At 75.8% G+C, this 15,651-nt stretch carries 15 protein-coding genes, 1 pseudogene and 1 riboswitch; of the genes and pseudogenes, 7 read left to right on the top strand and 9 right to left on the bottom strand.

The window, feature by feature from the left end; genetic code table 11:
• The first annotated feature begins 352 nt into the window (after window positions 1-352).
• The 3 genes and pseudogenes from ABZ914_RS06200 to glyA all read left to right on the top strand — a co-directional run bounded on the left by ABZ914_RS06200 (window position 353) and on the right by glyA (window position 3,316).
• Entirely contained in the window at window positions 353-844 is a 492-nt protein-coding gene (locus ABZ914_RS06200; protein WP_500191998.1) for an Lrp/AsnC family transcriptional regulator, read from the top strand.
• A gap of 109 nt (window positions 845-953) precedes the next feature.
• A pseudogene (locus ABZ914_RS06195) lies at window positions 954-1,772 on the top strand (DMT family transporter); the annotation flags it as partial.
• Between the two features lie 130 nt (window positions 1,773-1,902).
• Window positions 1,903-1,989: riboswitch (ZMP/ZTP riboswitch) on the top strand.
• A gap of 55 nt (window positions 1,990-2,044) precedes the next feature.
• Window positions 2,045-3,316, top strand: a complete 1,272-nt coding sequence (glyA, locus tag ABZ914_RS06190) for a serine hydroxymethyltransferase (RefSeq protein ID WP_500191996.1) — start codon at window positions 2,045-2,047, stop codon at window positions 3,314-3,316.
• Here glyA and ABZ914_RS06185 read toward each other — a convergent pair whose 3' ends face one another.
• Both ABZ914_RS06185 and ABZ914_RS06180 read right to left on the bottom strand, forming a co-directional pair.
• Complete coding sequence (locus ABZ914_RS06185) at window positions 3,317-4,111, bottom strand: methyltransferase domain-containing protein (protein ID WP_190856309.1); 795 nt, start codon at window positions 4,109-4,111, stop codon at window positions 3,317-3,319.
• Entirely contained in the window at window positions 4,095-5,165 is a 1,071-nt protein-coding gene (locus ABZ914_RS06180; RefSeq protein WP_500191995.1) for a GNAT family N-acetyltransferase, read from the bottom strand. The genes ABZ914_RS06185 and ABZ914_RS06180 overlap by 17 nt, the downstream gene beginning before the upstream one ends.
• Window positions 5,166-5,348: 183 nt before the next feature.
• On the opposite strand from ABZ914_RS06180, the gene ABZ914_RS06175 reads away from it, so the two are divergent.
• From ABZ914_RS06175 to ABZ914_RS06165, 3 genes are read left to right on the top strand one after another with little or no spacing between them, the layout of a single operon-like run.
• Window positions 5,349-6,080, top strand: coding sequence for a carboxymuconolactone decarboxylase family protein (locus ABZ914_RS06175; protein WP_500191993.1), 732 nt, complete (start codon window positions 5,349-5,351; stop codon window positions 6,078-6,080).
• 8 nt (window positions 6,081-6,088) lie between these two features.
• The gene (locus ABZ914_RS06170) at window positions 6,089-6,676 is read left to right on the top strand and encodes a GNAT family N-acetyltransferase (protein WP_500191991.1); all 588 of its coding nucleotides are present in this window, start codon (window positions 6,089-6,091) and stop codon (window positions 6,674-6,676) included.
• Between the two features lie 50 nt (window positions 6,677-6,726).
• Window positions 6,727-8,163 carry an NAD(P)/FAD-dependent oxidoreductase gene (locus tag ABZ914_RS06165; protein WP_190856313.1) on the top strand — a complete coding sequence of 479 codons (1,437 nt, stop codon included), beginning with the start codon at window positions 6,727-6,729 and terminating at the stop codon, window positions 8,161-8,163.
• 22 nt (window positions 8,164-8,185) lie between these two features.
• Here ABZ914_RS06165 and ABZ914_RS06160 read toward each other — a convergent pair whose 3' ends face one another.
• The 3 genes from ABZ914_RS06160 to ABZ914_RS06150 form a co-directional block, all read right to left on the bottom strand.
• On the bottom strand, window positions 8,186-8,968 hold the full coding sequence (locus ABZ914_RS06160; protein ID WP_500191990.1) for an isocitrate lyase/PEP mutase family protein: 783 nt from the start codon (window positions 8,966-8,968) through the stop codon (window positions 8,186-8,188).
• The gene (locus ABZ914_RS06155) at window positions 8,965-9,810 is read right to left on the bottom strand and encodes a cytochrome P450 (protein ID WP_500191989.1); all 846 of its coding nucleotides are present in this window, start codon (window positions 9,808-9,810) and stop codon (window positions 8,965-8,967) included. The genes ABZ914_RS06160 and ABZ914_RS06155 overlap by 4 nt, the downstream gene beginning before the upstream one ends.
• Window positions 9,811-9,915: 105 nt before the next feature.
• Window positions 9,916-10,647, bottom strand: coding sequence for an aspartate/glutamate racemase family protein (locus tag ABZ914_RS06150; protein ID WP_500191987.1), 732 nt, complete (start codon window positions 10,645-10,647; stop codon window positions 9,916-9,918).
• 97 nt (window positions 10,648-10,744) lie between these two features.
• On the opposite strand from ABZ914_RS06150, the gene ABZ914_RS06145 reads away from it, so the two are divergent.
• Window positions 10,745-11,299, top strand: coding sequence for a helix-turn-helix domain-containing protein (locus ABZ914_RS06145; protein ID WP_500191986.1), 555 nt, complete (start codon window positions 10,745-10,747; stop codon window positions 11,297-11,299).
• 8 nt (window positions 11,300-11,307) lie between these two features.
• Here ABZ914_RS06145 and ABZ914_RS06140 read toward each other — a convergent pair whose 3' ends face one another.
• From ABZ914_RS06140 to ABZ914_RS06125, 4 genes are read right to left on the bottom strand one after another with little or no spacing between them, the layout of a single operon-like run.
• The gene (locus tag ABZ914_RS06140) at window positions 11,308-12,729 is read right to left on the bottom strand and encodes an MmgE/PrpD family protein (RefSeq protein WP_500191985.1); all 1,422 of its coding nucleotides are present in this window, start codon (window positions 12,727-12,729) and stop codon (window positions 11,308-11,310) included.
• Window positions 12,726-13,544 (bottom strand): cyclase family protein, encoded by an 819-nt coding sequence (locus ABZ914_RS06135; RefSeq protein WP_387017816.1) that lies wholly within the window; start codon window positions 13,542-13,544, stop codon window positions 12,726-12,728. Before ABZ914_RS06135 ends, ABZ914_RS06140 begins: the two co-directional genes overlap by 4 nt.
• Window positions 13,541-14,431 (bottom strand): aldolase/citrate lyase family protein, encoded by an 891-nt coding sequence (locus ABZ914_RS06130; protein WP_190856319.1) that lies wholly within the window; start codon window positions 14,429-14,431, stop codon window positions 13,541-13,543. Before ABZ914_RS06130 ends, ABZ914_RS06135 begins: the two co-directional genes overlap by 4 nt.
• Window positions 14,428-15,615: a CaiB/BaiF CoA transferase family protein gene (locus ABZ914_RS06125; protein WP_500191984.1), complete on the bottom strand. Its 1,188-nt coding sequence runs from the start codon at window positions 15,613-15,615 to the stop codon at window positions 14,428-14,430. Before ABZ914_RS06125 ends, ABZ914_RS06130 begins: the two co-directional genes overlap by 4 nt.
• Between the last annotated feature and the right edge of the window lie 36 nt (window positions 15,616-15,651).

Below are 15,651 nucleotides of genomic sequence, written 5' to 3'. Positions count from 1 at the left end.
GTCCCCCCCGCCCGGGGCCACCCCGCGGCGCCGCCCCCCCCCGCGATCGCCACCCACCCCCCCCCCCCCCCCCGGCGCGCCCCCGGGGTCCGCCGCCGCGCGCGCCGTCCCGTTTCCCGATGCGCCCCGCTCACGATGACCTCGACTCCCCGTTGGGCGGCCCGCGCCGCCGCTGTGGGCCGCCAATTGTCGGCGTCGTGCGGGACGGGAGGCATCGGTGAAATCACCAGTCCCTCCCGCCCCGCGCTGGAGCCCGGTGCACAGCGCCGAATATCCTTCGGACATCACCCTGTCGCGGCGCATCTTCCGTTCGGGAGTTCGGGACGCGGCGGCGAGTTCGGGAGGGGACCCCATGGACGCGGTCGATCAGGCGATCCTGCGGCGGTTGCAGCGGGACGGGCGGCAGACCAACAGGGAGTTGGCCGAGGCGGTCGGGATCGCGCCGTCCACGGCGCTGGAGCGGACGCGGGCGCTGCGCTCGCGCGGGGTCATCACCGGCTTCCACGCGGCGGTCGACTTCGAGCGGCTCGGCCGCGGCGTCCAGGCGCTGATCTCGATCCGGATCCGGCCGCAGTCGCGCGAGGCGATCGAGTCGGCGCGCGACAGCATGGCCGCGATGCCCGAGGCCGTGGGCGTGTTCGTCGTGACGGGCAACGAGGACCTGTTCGTCCACGTGGCGGTGCCCAGCACCACGTACCTGCGGGACTTCGTGCTCGACCGGCTGGCCCGCCGCAAGGAGTTCGTGGACGTCCGCACCCTCGTGGTGTACGACTACGTCCAGCCGAAGGAGCAGGGCGAACTTCCGGCGGCGGACGGCCGGATGGGGCGAACGCCGTACGCCTGAGATCGCGTCGGCCGTCCCGAAACCGAAGAACCGGCGGGGCATAGCTTCGTGTCCGAAGATATGACGGCTCAGCGTGCTGACGGCCGCATGCCTGCCTAGCTTCGGAGGCATGGACCGACGAAACAACCCGTCCGCAGCACTGCTGGTCCTGGCCGCCGGAGTCCTGTGGGGGACGGTCGGCCCGGCGCAGGTGCTGGCGGGCTCCGCCGCGAACCCGGTCGCGGTCGGCGGTGCCCGGATCCTCTCCGGCGGGGTGATCCTCGCCGCCCTGGTGCTCGTGGCCGACCCGCGGGCGTTCCGGACGCTGTCGCGGCGCACCTGGCCGCCGGTGGCCGCCGCGTCCGCCGCCACCGGGATCTTCCAGGCGTCGTTCTTCAGCGCGGTCGGCCGGACGGGCGCCGCGGTCGCGACCGCCGTGGTGTTCGGGCTCGCGCCTGTCTCGACGGGCTTGTGCGAGCGGCTGGTCCTCCGGGCGCGGCTCAGCGGGCGCTGGTGGGCGGGGACGGCCTGCGCGATCGGCGGCGTCGCGCTGCTGATGGCGCCGGGCCCCGACGCCCGCGTCGACCTGCTCGGCGTCGGGCTCAGCCTGGTCGCCGGGACGTGCTTCGGCGTCTACACGGTGTCGGCGAAGGTCCTCACCGGCCGGAGCGGGCCGGGCGGCGGCGCGACCGCAATGGCGGCGGCGGTGTCGGTGACGCTGCTGGCCGGCGGGTCGGTGCTGCTGCCCTGGACGCTCGCGGACCTGCCCGCGCTCGCGGCGCCGCGGTCGGCGGCCCTGGTGGCGTGGCTCGGCGTCGCCGCGACCGCCGCCGCGTACATGTTCTTCGTCACGGGCCTGAACCGGGTGAGCGCCGCGACGGCCGGGACGCTGAGCCTCGCCGAGCCGCTGGTGGCCGCCGTCCTGGCCGTGGCGGTCCTCGGCGAGCGGATGTCGGGGCGTGTCGCGGCCGGGGCCGTGCTGCTGCTCGGCGGGCTTGCCGTGGTGTCGATCCCCGCGCGGACTCGCCGGACCCGCCGGATCCGCCGGACGCGGCGGGGCCGGAGGCGGCTCGCTATGATGTGGCGAACGCGACTGGCGCAGTCAAGGTGGAGACGACCACCGGGGAGCGAAACTAGTCCGCACACCGCGCGCCTGGGTGTACGGGTCCCCTGGCCGGGGCGCCCGCAGCGCGTTCCGGCGCGAGCAGCGCGGAGGTAGTCGTGCACGAGCCCGCCGTCCCCCATCTGCAGGCCGCCGATCCCGAGATCGCCGGGCTGGTCGAGGCGGAGGCCCGCCGCCAGTTCGAGAAGATCCGGCTGATCGCCTCGGAGAACTACGTGTCGCCGGCGGTGCTGGAGGCCACCGGCTCCGTCCTGACCAACAAGTACTCCGAGGGGTACGCGGGCAAGCGGTACTACGAGGGCCAGCAGAACGTCGACCCGGTCGAGCTGGCCGCCATCGCCCGGGCCGAGGAGCTGTTCGGCGTCGAGCACGCCAACGTCCAGCCGTACTCCGGCTCGCCCGCGAACCTCGCCGTCTACATGGCGTTCCTCGACCCCGGCGACCCGGTGATGGGCCTGTCGCTGCCGATGGGCGGCCACCTGACGCACGGCTGGTCGGTGTCGGCGACGGGCAGGTGGTTCACGCCCGTCCGGTACGAGGTCCGCGCCGACACCGGCCGCGTCGACATGGACGAGGTCCGCGACCTCGCGCTGAAGGAGCGGCCGAAGCTGATCTGGTGCGGCGGGACGGCGGTGCCCCGCACCATCGACTTCCCGGCGTTCGCCGAGATCGCCCGCGAGGTCGGGGCGGTGCTGGCCGCCGACATCGCGCACATCGCGGGCCTGGTCGCCGGCGGCGCGCACCCGTCCCCGGTGGGCCACGCCGACGTGATCACCACGACGACGCACAAGACGCTGCGCGGCCCGCGCGGCGCGATGATCATGTCGACGGCGGAGCACGCGAAGGCGGTGGACAAGGCCGTCTTCCCCGGCCTGCAGGGCGGCCCGCACAACCACACCACCGCCGCGATCGCCGTCGCGCTGAAGGAGGCCGCGACGCCGGACTTCTCCCGGTACGCCCACCAGGTCGTGGCGAACGCGAAGGCGCTCGCCGGGGCGCTGCTGGAGCGCGGCTACGACCTGATCTCCGGCGGCACCGACAACCACCTGATCCTCATCGACCTGACGAACAAGGGCGTCGCGGGCAAGCCCGCCGCGCAGGCCCTCGACCGCGCCGGCATCGAGCTGAACTACAACGCGGTCCCGTTCGACCCGCGCAAGCCGTTCGACCCGTCGGGGCTGCGGCTCGGCACCGGCGCGATCACCACCCGCGGGCTGGACGAGGCGCGGATGCCGCGGATCGCGGCCTGGATCGACGAGGTCGTGCGGGCCGCCGCCCGGGGGGACGAGACGGTCGTCGAGCGGGTCGCGGGCGAGGTCCGCGAGATGCTGGCGGGCTACCCGATGCCGGGGTGGGCGCCCACCCCCTGATCAGGACGCGCGCAGGATCGTGATCATTCGCCAGGCCTCGGGATCGGTGAGGGCCACCGCGTCCGCACCGGTCCCGAAGTCGCCGTACCGGGCGGCGACGTCCAGCCCGCCCGCGAGCCGGATCGCCGCGTCGAGCTCGGTCGCGGTCCAGAACCGGTAGGGGACGACGTCCTCGATGACGCGGGTCGCGCCGTCCGCCTCGATCGTCATCGTCACGCGGTCGTCGGCGATCTGGGTGACGGGGTCGAGCAGGTCGGTGGGCTCGCCCCACCGGACGGTGGCGCGCACGCCGTCGCGCTCGACCGTCCAGCCGGTGCTGACGCTCGGGTCGTCCGAGAGCCGGTCGCGCGGGTGCGACATCTCGATCACGTACAGCCCGCCGGGCGCCAGGTGCGCGGCGACGCGGCGCAGGTGCGCGACGAACGCGTCCAGCGTCATCAGGTGGGACGTGGAGTCCAGCATGGTCAGCACCAGGTCGAACCGGCGGCCGAGGTCGAACGCCGTCATGTCGTCCTGGACGACCTCGACCGCGACCCCGGCGCGCCCGGCCTCGCGCGCCGCGTACGCGCACATCGCCGGGTTCAGGTCCAGCGCGGTCGCGGTCAGGCCGCGGCGGGCCAGCTCGCGGGCGTGCTCGGCGGGCCCGGCGGCCAGCTCCAGCACCGTCCGGACCGGGCCCGCCGCGTCCGGGCGGTGCTCGGCGCACCAGCCGAGGAGCACGCCGGTCTCGGCGCCCACGTCGCGGAACGAGCAGGCCAGCTCGTAGGCCCAGGGGTCGTCATAGATGCCGGTCACCCCGCCATCCTGCCAGCGCCCCGGGGGCGGGGCGGCCGTCCGCCCGCAGCCTGATCTCCACGATGGACGGCTCCTCGGTGCGCCGGGTCCGGCCGCCGAGCGAGGTCAGCAGGCGCCGCATCCGCACGTTCTCGCTCAGCGCGGTCGCGCGCAGCTCCACCAGGCCGCGCTCGCGGGCCAGCGCCAGCAGCAGCTCGGCGAGCGCGCGGCCGAGGCCGCGGCCCTGCCAGCCGTCCTCGACCAGGAACGCCAGTTCCGCGACGCCCGGGTCGAGCACGTGGATCAGGTGCGCGAGGGCGAGCAGCGACCCGTCCGGGCCCTCGGCGACGAGCGTCAGGCCGTGCGCCGGGTCGCAGAACCGCTCGATCGCCCGCGGCGGCGGGTACGGCTTCGGGCTGAAGTAGCGCATCCGGCGGCTGTCCAGCGAGCACCGCTCGTGCAGCTCGCGGATCGCGCCGGCGTCGCGGCGCTCGATCGGCCGGACGGTCACGTGCGTCCCGTCGCGCAGCGGCAGCCTGCGGGACGCCGGGCGCGGCGGCTCGGCGGGCAGCGCCGCGCGGACGAGGGCGTCGGCGCGCGCCGCCTCCGTCGCGGTGAACGGCAGGCCGTAGCGCCGGAGCCGGACGGCCCGCCCGTGCCCCAGCGGGACGGTCAGGACGTACTCGTCGTCCGCGTCGGCGCGGTCGGAGGGGTGCGCCCAGGCGGACTCGTCGGCGCGCAGCAGTTCGGCGAGGACCTCCGGGACCGCGTGGGGCTCGGCGCGCAGCCGGGAGGCCAGCACCAGCGCCCGCGTGGGCTCGTCCACCAGCTCGTGCGGCCGGGCCGGGCGGACGGCCGTGCGCGCGCCGCCCGCCGCGGCGAGCGCCTCGGCCAGCTCCCGCGGCCCGGCGGTGCCGGCCGGGACGTCCACGAGGAACTCGTCGACCACGCCGCCGGCGTCCACCTGGACGGACAGGGCGAGGATGTTGGCGCCGCGGCCGGCCAGCGCGGCGGTCAGCAGGGCCAGCCTTCCCGGCCGGTCCTCGATCTCGGTGCGGATGCGGAGCAGCGGCATGGAACGTTCCCTTCGCGGGCCGCCGGCCGGGTCGCGGGCGATCCGGGTCCGGCCGGTGTCCGGTGCGGACGTGGCCACTCTGGTTCACGGCTGTTACGCGGGCGCTACGTCATCGTGAGCGCGCGGTTTCACATTCCGGACGAGGGCTTGAGAGGCCAGACGCGACGGCCTAGCGTGCGGTAAGTGATCGACCCCGTGAGCGGTGAGCACGTCAACGACCCACCCCGGCACGGGCCGCCGTCGGCCCGCCTGCCCCTGCTGTCCCCGGCCTCGCTCGGCGCCGAGCAGCAGGCCGTGTACGAGGCCCTGACCGGCGGCCCCCGCGCGGACGGCGGCACCGCGCCCGCGGCCGGCGGCGACGCCCCTCCGGGCTCCCGGGCGAAGGCCCGCGCGCTCGGGTTCATGGACGACGAGGGCCGCCTGCTCGGCCCGTTCAACGCCATGCTGTACAGCCCGGCCGTCGGGATGCCGCTGCAGGACCTCGGCGCCGCCCTGCGGTTCCGCACCGCCTTCACCAAGCGCGAGCGGGAGATCGCGACCCTCGTCGTCGCCGCGCACCTGCGCTCGGACTACGAGTGGTACGCGCACGAGCGGCTCGGCCGCCGCGCGGGCCTGCGCGAGGACGAGCTGGACGCGCTGCGCGAGGGCCGCGCCCCGATGCTCGCCGACGCCCGCGAACGCCTCGTCCACGAGGCCGCCCGGCAGCTCGTCGCCGAGAACGACCTCGCCGACGCCGTCTACACCGAGGCGGTCGCGACCCTCGGCCGGCCCGCCCTCGTCGAGCTCGTCACGCTCGTCGGCTACTACGCGGCGCTGGCCACGCAGCTGCGGGTGTTCAGGGTCGGCGTGCCCGACGGGGAGCCCGCCCCGCACTGGCCCGAGCCCGCCGCCGGCGGCCGGGCGCCCGACGAGTGAGGCCCGCGATGACCGAGACGCTGCTGACGAGACGGCTCGCCCTGCACCCCATCGGCATGACCGACCACCACGCGCTGCTCACGCACTGGACCGGCCCGGTCGTCCGCCGGCACCTGTTCGACGGCGCGTCGATCTCGCCCGTCCAGGTCACCGAGATCATCGAGACCAGCGAGCGGGACTTCGCCACCGAGGGCTACGGCCTGTGGGCGCTGCGGCCCCTGCGCGGGGGTCCGGCGCCCGCCGAGCCGCGGCCGGGCGCGCCGCTGATCGGGGTGGCCGGGCTGCGCGGCCACGAGGGCCCGTTCGACCGCGGGGTGGACGTGGAGATCCTCTACAGCCTCGAACCGGACCGGTGGGGGCAGGGGCTGGCGGCCGAGGCGTCCCGCGCGGTGCTGGACTACGCGTTCGGGGTGGTCGGGCTGCGCCGGGTCACCGCCGAGTTCGACCCGGACAGCGCGGTGTCCGCCGAGGTCGCCGCGAGCCTCGGGATGCGGCCGTGGCGCGGCGGCGCGAGCGGCCCCGACGGCGCGTCCTACTATGCCGCCGACCGGTCCGGATGGCTCGGATCCCGTCGTGGGATCGACGCGGTCCCTTAGAATCCGTTGCCCTCTACCGTCCGGACTGTCGGATACAGCAGTATGAGCGGATGAGCTCCTCGTCCGGCCGGGCGCCGCTGGCACCCGGCTTCGCCAACGGCGGCGTCTCCCACTGGTACCGGCGGACCGGCCGCCCCGAACCGGGCCCCCGGCTGCCCGGCCCGCGCGCCGCCGACGTCTGCGTGGTCGGCGCCGGCTACACCGGCCTCTGGACGGCCTACTACCTCAAGCGCGCCCGTCCCGAACTGGAGATCGTCGTGCTGGAGCGCGAGTTCGCCGGGTTCGGGGCGTCCGGCCGCAACGGCGGCTGGGTGCTCGGGGAGATCGCCGGATCGCGGGAGCGGTACGCGGCCCGGCACGGGCGCTTCGCCGCCGTGGCGCTGCAGCACGCGATGTTCGACGCGGTCGACGAGGTGATCCGGGTCGCCGCGGCGGAGGGCATCGACGCCGACCTGGTCAAGAGCGGGGTGCTGCACGTCGCCCGCAACCCCGCGCAGCGGGCCCGGCTCGCCGCGATGGTCGCCGCGTCCCGCGACTGGGGCTGGACGGAGGAGGACCTCGTCCCGCTGCCCGCCGCCGAGCGCGACGAGCGGCTGCGCGTCGCGGGCGCGACGGCCGCCGCGTGGAGCCCGCACTGCGCCCGCGTGCAGCCCGCCAAGCTCGTCCGGGGCCTGGCGGAGACGGTCCGCGGCCTCGGCGTCCACGTCTACGAGCGGACCCCGGTGGTCCGGATCGTGCCGCGGCGCGGCGCCGTCCCGGCCGCCGCCGTCACCCCGAACGGCACCGTCACCGCCGAGTACGTGCTGCGCGCGACCGAGGGGTTCACCGCCGGGGTCGGCGGCCACCACCGCGACTGGCTGCCGATGAACAGCTCCATGATCGTGACGACGCCGCTGCCGCCGGCCGTGTGGGACGCGATCGGCTGGGACCGCCGCGAGCTGCTCGGCGACCTCGCGCACTACTACATGTACGCGCAGCGGACCGCCGACGACCGCATCGCGTTCGGCGGCCGCGGCCGGCCGTACCGCTACGCGTCCCGGGTGGACGACGGCGGCCGGACGGAGCCCGCGACCGTCGCCGAGCTGTGGTCGATGCTCGCCGCGATGTTCCCGGCGGCCGCCGAGCACGGGCGCGTCGCGCACGCCTGGTCCGGCGTCCTCGGCGTGCCCCGCGACTGGTGCTCGACCGTGGTGGTGGACCACGCGTCCGGGCTCGGGCACGCCGGCGGCTACACCGGCCACGGCGTCGCCACGGCGAACCTCGCCGGCAGGACGCTGCGCGACCTCGTACTGCGCGAGGACACGGAGCTGACCGCGCTGCCGTGGGTGGACCGGCGCGTCCGCCGCTGGGAGCCCGAGCCGCTGCGCTGGCTCGGCGTCCACGCGATGTACGCCCTCTACCGGGCCGCGGACGCCCGCGAGTCCGCGACCTCGTCGCCGCGGACGTCCGCGCTGGCCCGTCTCGCCGACGCGATCACGGGCCACTGACGGCTCCGCCGGCTCGCGGCGGTCAACCCGAGACCAGGGCCTGGACGTCGCCGTAGGAGAAGGCGGGGGCCTCAGTGGCGGCGCCGGAGACGTCCAGGGCGGACGCGACGGCCGCCTGGAGGGCCTTGCGGAACAGCAGCGAGCCCGTGCTGACCCGGCGGACGCCCAGGCCGGCGAGCCGCTCGACGTCCGTCCTGCCCGGCATGAACAGCACGTTCAACGGCAGGTCGACCGCGTCGACGACGGCCCGGACGTCCTCGTCGGCGGCGATCCCGGGGACGAACACCCCGTCCGCGCCCGCCTCGGCGAACGCCCGCACCCGGCGCAGCGTCTCGTCCATGTCGGGTTCGTCCCCGGCCAGCCAGAACGTGTCGGTGCGGGCGTTGAGGAACACCTGCGGCGCGGCCCGCTTGACCGCCGCGATGACCGTGGTCTGGTGGTCGAGCGGGGCGAGCGTCCCGTCGGAGCGGCCGTCCTCCAGGTTGACGCCGGCGATCCCGTACGAGGCCAGTTCCGTCGCGAGCTCGGCGACGTCGGCGACCCTCGTGGAGAAGCCGCCCTCGATGTCGACCGTGACCGGGACGGGCAGCCGGGCGAGGCTCCGCGCCAGCGCGAGGGTCTCGTCCCGCGCGTCGCCGGTCGCGTCGGCCTTCCCGGCCGCGGCGGCGACGCCGAGACTGGTCGTCCCGACGGCGGGGAACCCCGCCTCCGCCAGCGCCGCGCCGCTCGCGAAGTCCCAGGCGTTGGGCAGGAGCAGCGGGCGGTCGCCGCGGTGCAGGTCCCGGAACGTCTGCGGATGGTTCATCGGACGGACTCCATCTCGTTGAGCGCCTCGACCGCGCCCGCCGCCAGCTGCACGGCGTGGTCCGCGCCCGGGCAGGGCCGGCGGCCGGTCCCGAAGGTCAGATGACGGGGTTCCCCGCGCCCCGGATCGAAACGGTCCGGCTCGGCGAACACCGCCGGGTCCCGGTTGGCCGCCCGCAGGTCGAGGGTCACGGTGGCGCCTTCGGCGATCTCGCGCCCGCCGAAGGCGAGGGCCGTGCGGGTGACGCGGCGCAACGCCGGGACCGGCGGGTCGAAGCGCAGCGTCTCGGCGACGACGGCCTCGATCGGGAACCCGCGCGCCTCGGGGCGCCGCGACGCCGGGAGGACCGCGCGGACGAGCCCGGCGGTGGCCTCGTACGCCTGCAGGTAGACGGCGATCCGGTTGGCGACCTCCTCGTCCGGGCCGGGTCCGAGCAGCCGCGCGAGGGCCGCGACGGCCGCGTCCGCGCCGTCCCGCCCGGTCCCGGTCAGGTAGCCGGACGCGGCGGCGGGCACGGCGCCGGTGAGCGCGTCCAGGTCCGTGACGCCGAGCGCCTCGCCGAGCGCGGAGATCGGCGCGAGGTCCGGCGCCTCTCCGGCCAGGATGCGCTCGCGGGTGCGCCGCCGCAGCCGGGCCGGGTCGGCCTCGTCCAGGGACCGGGCCACGACGTCCAGCCGCCGGTCGTGCTCGGCGCCCTCGCTGAACCGGCAGACGGCCCCGCGCAGCCAGGCCAGCGAGCCCCGTGGCGCTCCGCCCTCCGCGACGGGAACGACGAAGCGCTCGTCCGCGAGGACGGCGCTCACCTCGGCGTGCCGGGTGATGACCAGGTCGGTGTTCGCCATGCCCCCGAATCTAGGGAGGGGTCGTTTCGCCGCCGGTCGAAATGTCGCCGGCGCGGTCGGCGATCCCGGTGAGGAGCTCGACGAGCCGGGCGCGGTCGGCGGGCCTCAGGCGGTGACGGCGGGACCGCCGCGCCAGGACGGCATCGGACGGCGGCCCGCCGCGACCTCGAACGCGGCGCGGGCGAGCAGCCGCGTCGAGTCCAGGGTCGGCAGCGGCGACACCTCCGGGGTGACCAGCAGCGGGATCTCCGTGCAGACCAGGGCGACGGCGTCGCAGCCGCGCCCGGCGAGCCGCTCGATGATCCGCACGTACGCGCGGCGGGACTCCTCGGTGACGACGCCGTTCACCAGCTCGCCGAAGATGATCTCGTGCACGCGGGCGCGGTCGGCGGCGTCCGGCACCATGGCCTCGATGCCGCGGGCGGCGAGCTCGCGCGGGTAGACCGGGCCGTCCATGGTGTAGCGGGTGCCGAGGACGCCGACGCGCGTCCGGCCGTCGCGGGCGGCGCGGTCGGCGACGACCTCGGCGATGTGCAGGCCGGGAAGCGCGAGGTCGCCGCCGGGCCGCTCCAGCGCCATGTGCGCGGTGTTGTCGGGGCAGGCGAAGAACGTCGCCCCGGCGGCGGCCAGGCGCCGGACGCTCTCGGCGAGGATCGCGCGGACGGCGTCGTGGTCGCCCGCCTCCCAGTGCGGCATGCTGCGCGCGAGCGCGATCAGGTCGAGGGTGACGTCGGGATGGTCGTCGGGGCCCAGCTCGCGGAAGCCCTCATGGCAGAAGGCGCGGAAGCACAGCGCGGCGCCCTCCGCGCTGTGGGCGAGGATGCCGAGGTGCTCCATGGCCGCTCCAGTCCGATGTGCCGAACAACTGTCCACTAGAATGAACAATCGCCGTCGCGTTCGTCAAACTGAACACCTGGACGTCTGGAGCGAACAAGTGGGCAACCTCGACCTGATCGCGCTGATCGCCGCCTCGATCCGGCGGGAGCGCGCCCGCGCCGGGCTGACCCAGAGCGAGCTGGCCCGGCGCGCCGGCATCGCCAAGTCGACGCTGTCCCAGCTGGAGGCGGGCACCGGCAACCCGAGCGTCGAGACGCTGTGGGCGCTCGGCGGCGCGCTCGGCGTCCCCTTCAGCCGCCTGGTCGACCCGCCGCGGGCGGGCGTGCGGGTCGTCCGCGCGGGCGAAGGGCCCGCCACCCGCTCGGAGCAGGCGGACTACACGGCGACCCTGCTGGCGTCCTGCCCGCCCCACGCCCGCCGCGACGTCTACCGCGTCACGGCGGAACCGGGGGAGCCGCACCTGTCCGACCCGCACCTGCCCGGCACGACCGAGCACGTGCTCCTGGGCACCGGCCGCGCCCTGGCCGGTCCGGCGGACGATCCGGTCGAACTGGCGCCGGGCGACTACGTCGCCTACCCCGGCGACGCCCCCCACGTCTTCCGCGCCCTGGCCCCCGGGACCACCGCCACCTTCATCATGGAGCACACCTGACGGGCGGGTCAGGCGAGGAGGGCGGTCAGGGTGCGGAGATCGTCGAGGTCGGCGAGCCCGTAGGCCAGCTCGGTGATCCGTTCGGCCTGGTCCGGCGAGACGCGGCGGGCGGCGTTGAGGCGGAACTTGGTCGCCAGCTCCTCGGCCGACAGCGGGTTGCCTGGGCCGCCGCGGTTGGCGTCCACGCGCTCCTCCAGGACGGTCCCGTCGCGGGTCGTCACGCGCAGGACGGCCGGGAACTGGTGCGGGAAGATCTCGTCGCAGCGGGCGTCCGGCACGCACCGGACCTTGGCGGCCAGCGCGAGCCGCTCCGGGTCCGCGGCGGCCTCGTCGGTGAAGTCCTCGTGGAAGACGCCGAGCCCGCCGCCGCCCAGCAGCGCCGCCGCGACCGTGTACGGGCCGGAGAACGCGGCGTGGTACCCGGACTTCGGACGGATCTTGTCCTCGCGGGGCTCGCCGATCGTGCGGAGCACGGCCGTGGGCGCGCCCAGCTCGATGCTCTCGATGTCGGACGGGTCGAGCCCGCGCGCGCGGAGCCGGAGCGCGGCGTCGATGCCGGCGTGGGTGAAGTGGTTGCACGGGTACGGCTTGAAGAAGATCCCGGGCAGTTCCCAGTGCGCGCCGAGCCGGTCGGTGAGGGCGTCCAGGTCGACCTGGTCGCCGCACCACGCCTGCAGGAACCCGAACCGCCCCTCGAACACGGTCGGCGGGCCGGTGATGCCGGTGCGGGCGAGCCCGGCGGCGGTGACGGCCGCGTGCGCCGCCCAGCCGCAGTGGATCCGCTTGACGGTCCCGCCGGTCCGGTTGGCCTCCAGGATCCCGGAGCCCATGCTGGCGGCGATGCCCATCGCGTCGGCGATCCCGCCCGCGTCCAGGCCCGAGAGCATCGCGGCGGACGCCGCCGCCCCGACGGCACCGCAGATCGCCGTGGCGTGCTGGCCCCGCTCGAAGAACACCGAGTTGCCCAGTTCCCGGTCGTATCCGGCCATGCCGAGCCGGACGGTGATCTCCACGCCGACGCCCACCGCGTCCAGCAGCGCCGCGCCGGTGGCGCCGCGCGCCTCGGCGACCGCGAGCGCGGCGGGCACGACCGACGCGGACGGGTGCAGCACCGACGGCAGGTGCGTGTCGTCGAAGTCCAGCGAGTGGGCGAGGGTGCCGTTGAGCAGGGCGGCGCTGGGCTCGGGGAGCCGGGCGCCGGTGCCGATCGCGGTGGCGCGTCCCGCGCCGCCCCATTCGGCGACCAGTTCGCCGACCGCGCGGGCCGGTGCCTCGCCGGTCGCGCCGAGGCTGTTGCCGAGGGCGTCCAGGACGCGGCGCGCGGCGTCGGCGCGCAGGTCGGCGGTCAGCCCGTCCGCCCGCACGTCGGCGGCGAGCGCGGCGAGCCGCTGCACCGGGGTCGGCGCGGTCATGCCGGCATCCGCGGTCATGCCGACACCGCCGCGAGCGGGCGGACGGGGGAGCCGGTGCCGCCCTTGATCCGCAGCGGGGCGAGCAGGAACGCGAACTCGTGCAGCCCCGCCTCGGCGAGCGCCTCCAGGTTCAGGTGCTCCATGATGAAGATCCCCGACTCGACCAGCAGGATCCGGTGCACGGGCAGCACCGCGTGGCCCGCCCCCGCCGGGATCTGCTCGTAGGCGGTGGTGTCGGCGCCGGTCGCGACGATCCCGCGGTCCGCCAGCCAGCGGGCCGCCTCCGGTGTCGCGCCGGGCACGCCCGTCTCCTTGCCGAGGTAGGCGGCGGTGTCGCCGAAGTTGCGGGACCAGCCGGTGCGGACCAGCGCGACGTCGCCTTCGCCGGGCTCGGTCCCGGCGCGCTTCGCGGCCAGGTCCAGGTCCTCGGCGGTGACCCCGTAGCCGGGCGGAAGCGTCGGGACGCCGTGCACGGCGGCGACGTCCAGCAGGACGCCGCGGCGCAGCAGGCCCGGCAGGTTCTCGGCGCCGTGGCTGGTGAACGCCCCGCCGCGCTGCGCCTCGGCGGCGTCGATCCCGCCGTGCAGTTCGCCGTCGTGGCTGACGTGCGACAGCGCGTCGATGTGGGTGCCGACGTGCCCGCCGGTCACGATGATCTCGTTGGCGGCCGAGCCCCCGTCCGGGCGCCGCATGTCGCCGTGCCGGCGGATCAGCGTCATCCGGAAGCCGGGGTGGTTGGGGGAGCAGGGCATGCCGGTGAAGAACGGCTGGCCGAGCTCGATCAGCCGGACGCCGCGGGCGACCGCCGCGAGCAGCGGATCCTGGGTGGTCATGACGGGGAGCCTTCCTTTTCTGGTGCATCGGGGCGGTGGGCGGACGCGGCGACGGCGAGGATCCAGGAGGCGCGCTCGACGACCGCCTTGTCCACGAACCGGCCGTCGGAGTCGATCCACGCGGCCTGCTGTTCACGGGCGGGGCCGTCGCGCCCGGTGAGACGGTCCATGAGGTCGCGCGCCCAGGCGACGTCGCCGGGGTCGGGCGCGCACGCCTCGTGCACGACGGGGATCTGCGCGGGATGGATCACCGACCGGCCGAAGAACCCGGCCCGGTGCCCCGCGGCGGTGTCGGCGCGCAGGCCGTCCAGGTCGCGGACGGCGGTCCACACGCTCTGCGGCGGGGACGGGAGCCCGGCGGCGCGCGCCGCGACGACGACCCGCGAGCGCGGCCACGCCAGCGCGTCTCCGCCGGTCACCCGCAGGTCGGCGGACAGGTCGGCCTCGCCGAGCGAGATCCCGGCGACCAGCGGGTGCGCGGTGGCGAGGGCCAGGGCGTTCTCCACGCCGAGCGCCGACTCCAGGACGGGGAACACCGGCACGCCGAGCGCGTCGGCGACGCGGCGCAGCATGTCCGGGTCCTCGCACTTGGGGATCCGGACCCCGGCGGGCGCGCCGGGCGCGGAGGCCAGCAGCCCGATGTCGGCGGTGCCGTCCGGGGTGCCGGGCGCGTTGATCCGCACGTAGGCGGGGCGCCGTCCGGGCCGTCCCTCGGCGAGCACGCCCGCGACGGTGCGGCGCGCGGTCTCCTTGGCGTCCGGGGCGACGGCGTCCTCCAGGTCGAGGACGACCGCGTCCGCGGCGGAGTCCAGGGCCTTGCCGATGCGGTCGGGACGGTCGCCGGGGACGTACAGCCAGGTCCGGTGCGGATGCTCCGGCCCGGTCACTTGACCACCCCCTTGGCGCGCAGTTCGCCGAGCTCTGCCTCGCCTACCCCGTAGCGGCCGAGGATCTCGGCGGTGTGCGCGCCGAGCGGCGGCCCGGCCGAGTCGATGCGCCCCGGCGTCTGCGAGAGCCGGAACAGCACGTTCTGCATCTTCACGGGACCGAGCTCGTCGTCGGGGACGGTGGCGATGGTGCCGAGCGCGGCGAACTGGGGATCGGTCATCACGTCGGCGGCGGTGTAGATCGGCGCGACGGCGGCCTCGGCCTCCTCGAACGCCTTCACGACCTCGTCGCGGTCGCGCCGGGCGATCCACGAGCCGACGGCCTCGTCCAGCTCGTCGGCGTGCTCGGCGCGCTCGGCGCCGGTGGCGAACCACGGCTCGTCGATGAACTCGGGCCGGCCGACCAGCCGCATCACCCGCTCGGCGATGGACTGGGCGCTGGTGGAGATCGCGACCCAGCCGCCGTCGCGGGTCCGGTAGGTGTTGCGCGGCGCGTTGTTGTGCGACCGGTTGCCGGTGCGGGCCTGCAGCTCGCCGAGCTGGTCGTAGGTGATGATCTGCGGGCCGAGCAGGGTGAGGATCGGCTCGATGATCGCCAGGTCGACGACCTGGCCCTCGCCGGTCGCCTCCCGCGCGCGCAGCGCCGTCATCACGGCGAACGCGGTGGTCAGCGCGGCGATCCCGTCGGCGAGGCCGAACGGCGGCAGGGTCGGCGGGCCGTCCGGCTCCCCGGTGATCGCGGCGAACCCGCTCATCGCCTCGGCGAGCGTGCCGAAGCCGGGCCGCCGCGAGTACGGGCCGGTCTGCCCGAACCCGGTGACCCGGGCCAGCACCAGCCGCGGGTTGATCCGCTTCAGCTCGTCGTAGCCGATGCCCCAGCGCTCCAGCGTGCCGGGCCGGAAGTTCTCGATCACCACGTCGGCGTCGGCGGCGAGCCGGCGGAAGATCTCCTGGCCCTCGGGGGAGCCGAGGTAGAGGGTGATCGCCTTCTTGTTGCGGCCGAGCATCTTCCACCACAGCCCGACGCCGTCGCGGCGGGCGCCGTGGCTGCGCACCGGATCGCCCTTCGGGTGCTCGATCTTGACGACCTCGGCCCCGAAGTCGGCGAGCAGCGTGGCCGCCAGCGGCCCGGCGAACAGGGTGGCCGCGTCGAGCACGCGGACTCCGGACAGGGCGTCGGGCATGGGCGGTACCGCCTTCGGTTCTGATCGTTTCTCTTA

The sequence above is a fragment of the Spirillospora sp. NPDC046719 genome (genome assembly GCF_040645715.1).
In the GTDB taxonomy this organism is placed as follows: Bacteria; Actinomycetota; Actinomycetes; order Streptosporangiales; family Streptosporangiaceae; genus Spirillospora.
This window is presented reverse-complemented; position numbering and strand designations above follow the sequence as displayed.

Excerpts from the sequence above, each read along its gene's own strand:
- ABZ914_RS06200 (WP_500191998.1), top strand. The coding sequence starts at position 353 with ATGGACGCGGTCGATCAGGCGATCCTGCGGCGGTTGCAGCGGGACGGG.
- ABZ914_RS06180 (WP_500191995.1), bottom strand. The coding sequence starts at position 5,165 with ATGCCGCTGCTCCGCATCCGCACCGAGATCGAGGACCGGCCGGGAAGG.
- ABZ914_RS06170 (WP_500191991.1), top strand. The coding sequence starts at position 6,089 with ATGACCGAGACGCTGCTGACGAGACGGCTCGCCCTGCACCCCATCGGC.
- ABZ914_RS06165 (WP_190856313.1), top strand. The coding sequence starts at position 6,727 with ATGAGCTCCTCGTCCGGCCGGGCGCCGCTGGCACCCGGCTTCGCCAAC.
- ABZ914_RS06160 (WP_500191990.1), bottom strand. The coding sequence starts at position 8,968 with ATGAACCATCCGCAGACGTTCCGGGACCTGCACCGCGGCGACCGCCCG.
- ABZ914_RS06155 (WP_500191989.1), bottom strand. The coding sequence starts at position 9,810 with ATGGCGAACACCGACCTGGTCATCACCCGGCACGCCGAGGTGAGCGCC.
- ABZ914_RS06150 (WP_500191987.1), bottom strand. The coding sequence starts at position 10,647 with ATGGAGCACCTCGGCATCCTCGCCCACAGCGCGGAGGGCGCCGCGCTG.
- ABZ914_RS06140 (WP_500191985.1), bottom strand. The coding sequence starts at position 12,729 with ATGACCGCGGATGCCGGCATGACCGCGCCGACCCCGGTGCAGCGGCTC.
- ABZ914_RS06135 (WP_387017816.1), bottom strand. The coding sequence starts at position 13,544 with ATGACCACCCAGGATCCGCTGCTCGCGGCGGTCGCCCGCGGCGTCCGG.
- ABZ914_RS06125 (WP_500191984.1), bottom strand. The coding sequence starts at position 15,615 with ATGCCCGACGCCCTGTCCGGAGTCCGCGTGCTCGACGCGGCCACCCTG.